This window comes from Isoptericola sp. NPDC056134 (assembly GCF_042264825.1).
GTDB classification, from domain to species: Bacteria; Actinomycetota; Actinomycetes; order Actinomycetales; family Cellulomonadaceae; genus Isoptericola; species Isoptericola nanjingensis.
The window spans coordinates 21,009-29,781 of record NZ_JBHJVM010000020.1 but is presented as its reverse complement, the minus strand read 5'-3'; the positions used below and the strand labels follow the sequence as shown (position 1 = coordinate 29,781).

Annotated in this window: 7 protein-coding genes; 5 read left to right on the top strand and 2 right to left on the bottom strand. The window is 72.3% G+C overall.

From position 1 onward, the window contains the following. Positions 1-40 precede the first annotated feature (40 nt). Positions 41-1,942 (bottom strand): gamma-glutamyltransferase family protein, encoded by a 1,902-nt coding sequence (locus ACFCZN_RS16905; RefSeq protein WP_430557511.1) that lies wholly within the window; start codon positions 1,940-1,942, stop codon positions 41-43. Then, on the bottom strand, positions 1,939-2,628 hold the full coding sequence (locus ACFCZN_RS16900; RefSeq protein ID WP_430557510.1) for a YoaK family protein: 690 nt from the start codon (positions 2,626-2,628) through the stop codon (positions 1,939-1,941). The genes ACFCZN_RS16905 and ACFCZN_RS16900 overlap by 4 nt, the downstream gene beginning before the upstream one ends. A 285-nt stretch (positions 2,629-2,913) precedes the next feature. Here ACFCZN_RS16900 and ACFCZN_RS16895 point away from each other — a divergent pair, with 285 nt between their 5' ends. From ACFCZN_RS16895 to ahcY, 5 genes are all read left to right on the top strand, one after another. After that, positions 2,914-4,185: a glycine betaine/L-proline ABC transporter ATP-binding protein gene (locus ACFCZN_RS16895; protein WP_430557509.1), complete on the top strand. Its 1,272-nt coding sequence runs from the start codon at positions 2,914-2,916 to the stop codon at positions 4,183-4,185. Next, positions 4,185-5,114 (top strand): ABC transporter permease, encoded by a 930-nt coding sequence (locus ACFCZN_RS16890; protein WP_429767114.1) that lies wholly within the window; start codon positions 4,185-4,187, stop codon positions 5,112-5,114. The genes ACFCZN_RS16895 and ACFCZN_RS16890 overlap by 1 nt, the downstream gene beginning before the upstream one ends. Positions 5,115-5,170: 56 nt before the next feature. Then, on the top strand, positions 5,171-6,073 hold the full coding sequence (locus ACFCZN_RS16885) for a glycine betaine ABC transporter substrate-binding protein (protein WP_429767112.1): 903 nt from the start codon (positions 5,171-5,173) through the stop codon (positions 6,071-6,073). Between the two features lie 223 nt (positions 6,074-6,296). Beyond that, entirely contained in the window at positions 6,297-6,929 is a 633-nt protein-coding gene (locus tag ACFCZN_RS16880) for a hypothetical protein (protein ID WP_429767110.1), read from the top strand. A gap of 178 nt (positions 6,930-7,107) precedes the next feature. Next, positions 7,108-8,646 (top strand): adenosylhomocysteinase, encoded by a 1,539-nt coding sequence (ahcY, locus tag ACFCZN_RS16875; RefSeq protein ID WP_429767108.1) that lies wholly within the window; start codon positions 7,108-7,110, stop codon positions 8,644-8,646. Positions 8,647-8,773: the final 127 nt, after the last annotated feature.

Genomic DNA, 8,773 nt, shown 5'->3' with positions numbered 1-8,773 from the left:
GCCACGACCCCCGGGGGGAGAGGCGGATCGGCCGCTGTCGTCAGCGGCCCGCGGCGTACCCCTGCGCGCCGCGGGGGTTCGCCGCGGCGCCGAGCACGCCGGTGGCGGGGTCGCGCGACACGGCGCTGAGGCGCCCGAGCGCCCAGTCGCCCGCGAGCGTGAGCACGTGGCCGCGCTCGGCCAGCCCGGCGAGGACGTCGGCGCCGAGGCGGTCCTCGACGACGGCACCGCCGGGCGTCCAGGTGCGCGGCCAGAACGAGCCCGGCGCGGACGTCGTGTGCAGGGCCGGGGCGTCGATCGCCTCCTGCGGCGTGTACCCGCCCACCAGCACGCGCAGCAGGAACGCGAGCTGCCACTGGTCCTGCTGGTCGCCGCCCGGCGACCCGCACGCGAGCACGGGCTCGCCGTCGCGCAGCACGAGCGTCGGGGTGAGCGTGGTGCGCGGCCGGCGGCCGGGCGTCAGCGCGGACGGCGACGCCTCGTCCAGCCACGTCATCTGCAGCCGGGTGCCCAGGGCGAAGCCGAGTCCGGGCACCGTGGGGGAGGACTGCAGCCAGCCGCCCGACGGCGTCGCGCTGATCATGTTGCCCCAGCGGTCGACGACGTCCAGGTGGCACGTGTCGCCGCGGGTCGCGCCCGTGGCGTCGGTCTCGAGGCCGTCGCCGTTCAGGGGCGCGGTCGCCCCGACGACGACGGTCGGCTCGCCGACGCCGGCCGCGGGGCCCCCGGCCGGGGCGCCGGGCAGGGCCGCGGCCGGGACGTCCGTGGCGTACGACGTGCGCAGGGGAGGCATCACCGGGGTGTCGCGGCCCGCGACGTCGCCGGGGCGGACGTCGTGGGACGCGCGCTCGCCGATCAGGGCGCGGCGGGCGGCGGCGTACTCGGCGGAGAGCAGGACGTCGAGGGGCACGCCGCCTCCGCGGTCGTCGTCCCCGTACCAGGTGTCGCGGTCGGCGAGGGCGAGCTTGAGCGCCTCGAGCACCGTGTGCGCCCCGAGCTCGGTCGACGGGTCGAGCCGCGCGTCGTCGAACCCGTCGAGGATGCGCAGCGCCTCCAGCAGTGCGGGGCCCTGCCCCCAGGCCCCGGTCTTGGCCACGGTGTACCCGCGGAAGTCGATGGTCGTGGCGTCCTCGAACGACGCCTCGAACCCCGCGACGTCCGCCGCGGACAGCACCCCCGCGTGGTCGCGGCCGTCGGCGTGCCGGTGCGGGGTGCGCACGAACTCCTCGACGGCCTCGCCGACGACGGCCCTCCACGCGGCTCGGGCGGCGTCCACCGCGCCGGCCCGGTCGGCACCGTCCGCGGCGGCGTCGGTCTCGGCGGCGACGAGGCGCGCGAGCACGGCCGCGAGCTCGGGGTTGGTGAGGAGCTCGCCGGGCCGCGGGGCGCGCCCGCCCGGCAGCCATCGCTCCGCCGACGTGGGCCAGTGCTCGCGGAAGAGCCCGGCGACGCCCTCGATCGTCCGGCACACGGCGGCCAGCACCGGGTGGCCGTCGCGCGCGTACCCGATCGCGGGGGCGAGGACGTCGGCCACGGTCCACGTGCCGTGGTCGCGCAGCAGCAGGAGCCACGCGTCGACGGCGCCAGGCACGGCGGCCGCCAGCGCGCCCGAGCCGGGCACGAGGTCCAGGCCCTCGGCGTCGCGGTAGTGCGCGATCGTCGCCCCGGCCGGCGCCGGGCCCTGGCCCACCAGCACCCGAGGTCGCGCGGGCTCGTCCGCCGTCGCGAGGATCGCCGTCATGTCCCCGCCGGGGCCGTTGAGGTGCGGCTCGACGACGTGCAGCACGAACGCGCCCGCGACGGCCGCGTCGAACGCGGTGCCGCCCCGCTCCAGCACCGACTGGGCGCTCGCGCTCGCCAGCCAGTGCGTGGAGGCGGCCATCCCGAACGTGCCGCGCAGGTCCGGGCGCGTGGGGTGGGGGGTCGGGGGAGTGAACGTCATCGAGGGTCCTCCGTGGTGTGTCCGAGAGCGGCGACGAGGAGCGTGAGCACGGCGCTCACGCCCACGCCCCACGCCAGGTGGGCCTGCAGCAGCAGGGCGCCGGCGGCGGCACCGGCGCAGATGAGGGCGATCGCGGCGATGCGCCGCCCGGAGTTCGTGCCGTGCCCGCCGGCGAGGCGGGAGTCGGCGGCCAGGCCGGTGATGGTCGACGTGACGACGACCGTCGTGACGTCCTTGACCGACAGATGACGCGCCGTCGCCGCCTGCATGCCCATCGCGAGGGCCAGCAGCCCGGTCACGGTGAGCTGCACGGCGTGCGGCAGGTCGTCGCCCGAGACGGCGAGCAGCACCGTGATCGCCGCCAGCAGGGCGCCGACGGTCGCGAACATCCCGGTGGTGCGGGTCGTCCACCCCACCTGCACGGGCCGCAGCACGACGCCGGCCAGCGCCGCCCCGGCCATGAACGTGCCCAGCGCGAGCACCGGCCCGGCGACGGGGAGGTCGTCCCCTCCGGCGAGCGCCATCCCGAGGATGACGACGTTGCCCGTCATGTTGCCGGTGAACACCCGGTCGAGGCCGAGATAGCCGACGGCGTCCGCGATCCCGGTGGAGAACGTCAGGGCGAGCATGAGGGCGAGATGGAGGCGGTCGCGGTCACGACGGAGCGGTCCGAGGAGCGAGGGCACCAGGTCACCGTAGCGACCGGTCCGGGGTGGATGCCCGGGGCGCTGGACAGTTCCAGATGACACCGGGGTGGATCCGTGCCTCATCGGCCCCGTTGGTCACAGCATGATAAAGATCACGAGGGTTTTGCCAGGGCCGCGTACAGAGCCGTGCCGGAGATGGCCTAACGTCGTGAACAGTGTGTGGCCGTGTCGTGCCGGTGCGATCCCGTGCCGATGCCGCCCACGCCCGGCCGACGAGCGTTGCCGTCGCACCGGGCAGGCCATGTCCCCGACCCCGGGAGAGTTGTGTCAGCCATCCAGGCAAATGGTTTGACGAAGATCTTCGGACGCCGCCCGCAGCGTGGCGTCCGCATGTTGGAAGAAGGCGCCGATCGCGCCAAGCTGCGCAAGGAAGGCCTCACCGCCGCGGTCATCGACGCCACGTTCGACGTCGCGCCCGGCGAGATCTTCGTCGTCATGGGACTGTCGGGCTCCGGCAAGTCCACCCTGATCCGCACCGTGAACGGCCTCCTCGAGCCCACCGCCGGATCCATCAGCATCGACGGGCAGGACGTCACGCACCTGTCCAAGGCCGGCCTCCGCGAGGTCCGCCGCACCAAGGTCAGCATGGTGTTCCAGCACTTCGCGCTGCTGCCGCACCGGACCGTCGGCGAGAACGCCGCCTACCCGCTGCAGCTGCGGGGCGTGAACAAGGCCGAGCGCGAGCAGCGCGCCGAGGAAGCCCTCGGCATGGTCGGCCTGGCCGGCTGGGGCGGCTCGCTGCCGTCCGAGCTGTCGGGCGGCATGCGCCAGCGCGTCGGCCTGGCCCGCGCGCTCGCCTCGGGCACCGACGTCCTGCTCATGGACGAGGCGTTCAGCGCCCTGGACCCGCTGATCCGCAAGGAGATGCAGGACCAGCTGCTGGAGCTCCAGTCCGAGCTGGGCAAGACCATCCTGTTCATCACCCACGACCTCAACGAGGCCATGCGCCTCGGCGACCGCATCGCCATGATGCGCGACGGTCGCATCGTGCAGGTCGGCACGGCCGAGCAGATCCTCAACGAGCCCGCCACCGACTACGTCGCGCAGTTCGTCGCCGACGTCGACCGCAGCCGCGTGCTCACCGCCGCTGCCGTCATGGAGCGGCCCGTGGCCGTCGTCGGGGCGGAGACCGGCCCGAAGGCCGCGCACAAGCTGTTGCGCGAGCACCAGGTCCCCGCCCTGCTCGTGACCGGGCGCAACCGCCGGCTCGAGGGCTTCGTCTGGGAGGAGGACGTCGCCGCCGCGGTCAAGACCGGCGCCGACCGGCTGCCCCTGAGCGGGGAGCCGGTCATCCGGGTGACGCCCGAGACCCCGCTCATCGAGCTGTTCGGGGACGCGGCCTCGAGCCGCGCCCCGCTGGCGGTCGTCGACGAGCAGGGCCGGCTGCAGGGTGTCATCCCGAGGGTCACGCTGCTCAGCGCGCTCTCCGTACCCGACAGCGTCGACGCCGTCCCGAGCGACGGCCGAGACGGCGACGGCACGGGTGAACGACCCGCCGACGGCCAGTCCGCCCCCGACACGGCAGGAGCTCTCTGATGTCCCCCACGCTTCTCGCCGCCGCCGACGGCAACCCGCTGCCGGACCTGCACATCGGTGACGCCGTCGCGGACGCCGTCGACTGGATCACCGACAACCTCGAAGGGCTGCTCGACGGCATCAGCGCGGCGCTGACGTTCCTCGTCGACCTGATCTCGAGCATCCTGCTGGGACCCCCGCCGCTGGTGATGGCCGTGATCTTCGCGGTGCTGGCCCTGCTCGTGCGCTCCTGGACGTTCGCGCTGTTCACGCTGGTCGGCACGCTGCTGATCATCAGCATGGACATGTGGGAACCCGCGATGGAGACGCTCAGCCTCGTGCTCGTCGCCACGCTGATCGCCCTGATCATCGCCGTGCCCGTGGGCATCCTGGCGGCCCAGAACGACACCGTGAGCGCCGTCGTGCGACCGGTGCTCGACTTCATGCAGACGATGCCGGCCTTCGTCTACCTCGTGCCCGTGGTCATCTTCTTCGGGATCGGCGTCGCGCCCGGCGTCTGCGCCACGATCATCTTCGCGCTGCCGCCGGGGGTGCGGCTCACCGAGCTCGGTATCCGGCAGGTCGACCGCGAGACCGTCGAGGCCGGCGAGGCCTTCGGCGGCACGTCGCGCCAGATCCTCAGCGGCATCCAGCTGCCGCTGGGGCTGCCGACGATCATGGCCGGCGTCAACCAGGTGATCATGCTCTCGCTGTCCATGGCGGTCGTCGCCGGGCTCGTCGGGGCCGGCGGCCTCGGCCAGGAGGTCGTCACCTCCATCTCGCGCATCGACGTGGCGCTCGGGTTCGAGGCGGGGCTGTCCGTCGTGATCCTGGCCATCTACCTGGACCGACTGACCGGCGCGATCGGTCAGCCCACCGGCAGGGCCCTCCTGACGAAGCTCACGAGCCGCAAGAAGGCGGCGGAGTCCGCCGTCGGCGCCGGCGTCTGACCGAAGAACTGATCTCGGGGAGCCTCGCGTCCCCGACGACGAAAGGAACTCTTCAGATGAACACCCATCGCAAGCATCTCCGCCGGGGCGTCGCGCTCACGTCCGTCGTGGCGCTCGGCCTCACGCTGGCCGCCTGCGGCAGCGACGACGGCGGCAGCGGCGGCGACGACAAGACCATCACCCTCGGCTACATCCCCTCGTGGACCGACGGCCTGAGCACCGCGTACCTGCTGGACGCCAAGCTGCAGGAGGCGGGGTACACCGTCGAGCACAAGGAGATCAGCGACGCGGGCGTCCTCTACACCGCCCTGGCCGACGGCGACGTGGACATCTACCCGTCCGCCTGGCCCGAGGTGACGCACGCCTCGTACATGAAGCAGTACGAGGGCGACATCGAGGACCTGGACACCTACTACGACAACGCGAAGCTGACCTTCGCGGTGCCGGAGTACACCGACATCGACTCGATCGACGAGCTCGCGGCCAACACCGACACGTTCAACGGCGAGATCATCGGCATCGAGCCCGGTGCCGGCCTCACGGACATCACGAAGAACTCGGTCATCCCCGAGTACGGGCTCGACGAGGCCGGCTACACCCTGAAGGAGTCGTCCACGCAGGCGATGCTGACGGAGCTCAAGAAGGCCACGGACAAGAAGGAGGACATCCTCGTCACGCTGTGGCGTCCGTTCTGGGCCAACTCCGCCTTCCCGGTGAAGGACCTGGAGGACCCGAAGGGCGCGCTCGGCGAGACCGAGGGGCTGCACTTCCTGGGCACCGAGGGCTTCTCGGAGGAGAACCCCGAGGTCGCCGACTGGATCAGCAAGATCAAGCTGGACGACGAGCAGTACGGCGCCCTGGAGGACCAGGTCGTCAACCAGAACGCGGACGACCCGGCCGCCGGCGTCGAGGCATGGCTGGAGGAGTACCCGGACGTCGTGCCGTCGCTGGAGAGCTGAGCGGGCCTGCCCCGCACGGACCGTGGGCGCCCGCCCCCGACACTCGTCGGGGGCGGGCGCCTCGTCGTCGATGGGTGAAGTCCGCCGCTGACGGCCGGGTCGGCGGGCTTGCTCGGGGATACTTGTCCCGCGATTCCGACGCACCGCCCGGCGAGAGGGCGTGCCCGCGGATCGCATCGCGGACCCTTGCCCCGGGAACGGGGCCTCCCACCTGGAGACACCTGTGAACCCGACCCTGCCCGCGCGTCGTCGCGGACGCCTCGTCGCCCTCGTCACCGCCGTGACGCTGCTGGCCGCGCCGCTCGCCGTCGTCCCCGCGACGCTGTCCGCGCCGTCGGCGTCGGCGGCGACCGCCACGTCCGTGACGGTCAAGAAGATCGGCACCAAGACCGCGCCCTACAAGAAGAAGGCGACGGTGAAGCCGAGCGTCACCGCCAAGGGGAAGGTCTCGGTGAAGACCAAGACGCTCACGGTGGCCCAGCGGGGCAGGTACGTCGCCAAGAACAAGACGTCCGTGGCGCTCAGGGCCGGCACGTACACGGTGACGACGAAGGTCACCTACAAGACCTACAAGCTGACGTCGGCGAAGAAGAAGGTCTGGTCCGGCACGAAGACGAAGAAGCTCACCCAGAAGCTCGTCGTCAAGCAGGGCAAGAAGCCGTCTCGCACGACCCCGGTGAGCGAGTACAACTGCCCCAGCTGGGCGCCGATCAAGGGCAACCAGACCACGTCCCACTCGACGGACTGGATCTATCACGTGCCGGGCGGTCAGTACTACAAGAAGACCAAGCCTGAGGAGTGCTTCACGACCGAGGCGGCCGCACGCAAGGCGGGTTACCGCGCGTCGAAGCGCTGACGGAGCTCGACACGAAGGCGAGGCCGGCACCCGGACGGGTGCCGGCCTCGCTGCGTCCCGGACCTGCCGCGGTCTACCCTGGGTGCTGGCCCGCCATGTCGGCGACCGACGGCGGGCCACGCGCAGACGGGAGCCCCCAGCGCACACGGCTCATACCGCAGACCCCAGGAGGGCGACCATGTCCACGACCGCTGAGGCACCCGGCACGACCGGCTTCGACGAGGCTCCCGGCCGCTACAAGGTGCGCTCGCTCGCGCTGGCGGAGGCCGGCCGGCACCAGATCCGGCTCGCCGAGCACGAGATGCCCGGCCTCATGGCGTTGCGCGCCGAGTACGGCGAGGCGCAGCCGCTGGCGGGCGCCCGCATCGCCGGCTCCCTGCACATGACGGTCCAGACCGCCGTCCTCATCGAGACGCTCGTCGCGCTCGGCGCCGAGGTCCGCTGGGCCAGCTGCAACATCTTCAGCACGCAGGACGAGGCGGCCGCGGCGATCGTCGTCGGCCCGCACGGCACCCCCGAGGACCCGCAGGGCGTCCCCGTCTTCGCGTGGAAGGGCGAGAGCCTCGAGGAGTACTGGGACTGCACGGAGCAGATCCTCGTGTGGCCCGGCGCGGAGAACGGCCAGGGCGGCCCCAACCTCATCCTCGACGACGGCGGCGACGCCACGATGCTGGTGCACCTCGGCCTGCAGTACGAGCGCGCCGGCGTGGTGCCGCCCGACACGCTGCCGGGCGAGCCGGACCACACCCACGAGATGAACGTGGTGCGCGGCGTGCTGCGCCGGGCGCTCGACTCCGACCCGCTGCGCTGGACGACGATCGCGCAGAGCATCGGCGGCGTCACCGAGGAGACGACGACGGGCGTGCACCGGCTCTACCACCTCGCCGAGGCGGGGGAGCTGATCTTCCCGGCGATCAACGTCAACGACTCGGTCACCAAGTCGAAGTTCGACAACAAGTACGGCATCCGCCACTCGCTGCCGGACGGCATCAACCGCGCCACCGACATCCTCATCGGCGGCAAGGTCGCCTTCGTGTGCGGCTACGGCGACGTCGGCAAGGGCGCGGCCGAGGCGTTCCGCGGCCAGGGCGCGCGCGTCATCGTGTCCGAGGTGGACCCGATCTGCGCGCTGCAGGCGGCGATGGACGGCTTCCAGGTCGCCCGGCTCGACGAGACGATCGGCGAGGCCGACTTCGTCATCACCACGACGGGCAACAAGGACGTCGTGCGCGTCGAGCACATGCTCGCGCTGAAGGACAAGGCCGTCGTCGGCAACATCGGGCACTTCGACAACGAGATCGACATGGCCGGGCTCGCCGCCGTCCCGGGCGTCGTGAAGACCGAGATCAAGCCGCAGGTGCACGAGTGGACGCTGCCGGCCGGCGACGGCCGCGCCGAGCGGTCGATCATCGTGCTGTCGGAGGGGCGCCTGCTCAACCTGGGCAACGCGACCGGGCACCCGTCGTTCGTCATGTCGAACTCGTTCGCCAACCAGGTGATCGGCCAGATGGAGCTGTTCGCCGACATGGCCCGCCCCGCCGAGGAGCGGCAGTACGAGCGCCAGGTGTACCGCCTGCCCAAGGTGCTCGACGAGAAGGTCGCGCGCCTGCACCTCGACGCCCTCGGAGTGCGGCTCACCGAGCTGAGCAAGGAGCAGGCCGAGTACCTCGGCGTGCCGGTGGAGGGCCCGTACAAGCCGGAGCACTACCGCTACTGACGGCCCGTCGCCCTGGGGGGGGGGGGGGGGGGCCAGGGGGGGGGGGGGGGGGAAGAGGGGGGGGGGGGGGGGAGGGGGGGGAGAGGGGGGGGAGGAGAAAAGGGAGGGCCAACACAGAAAAAGGGTG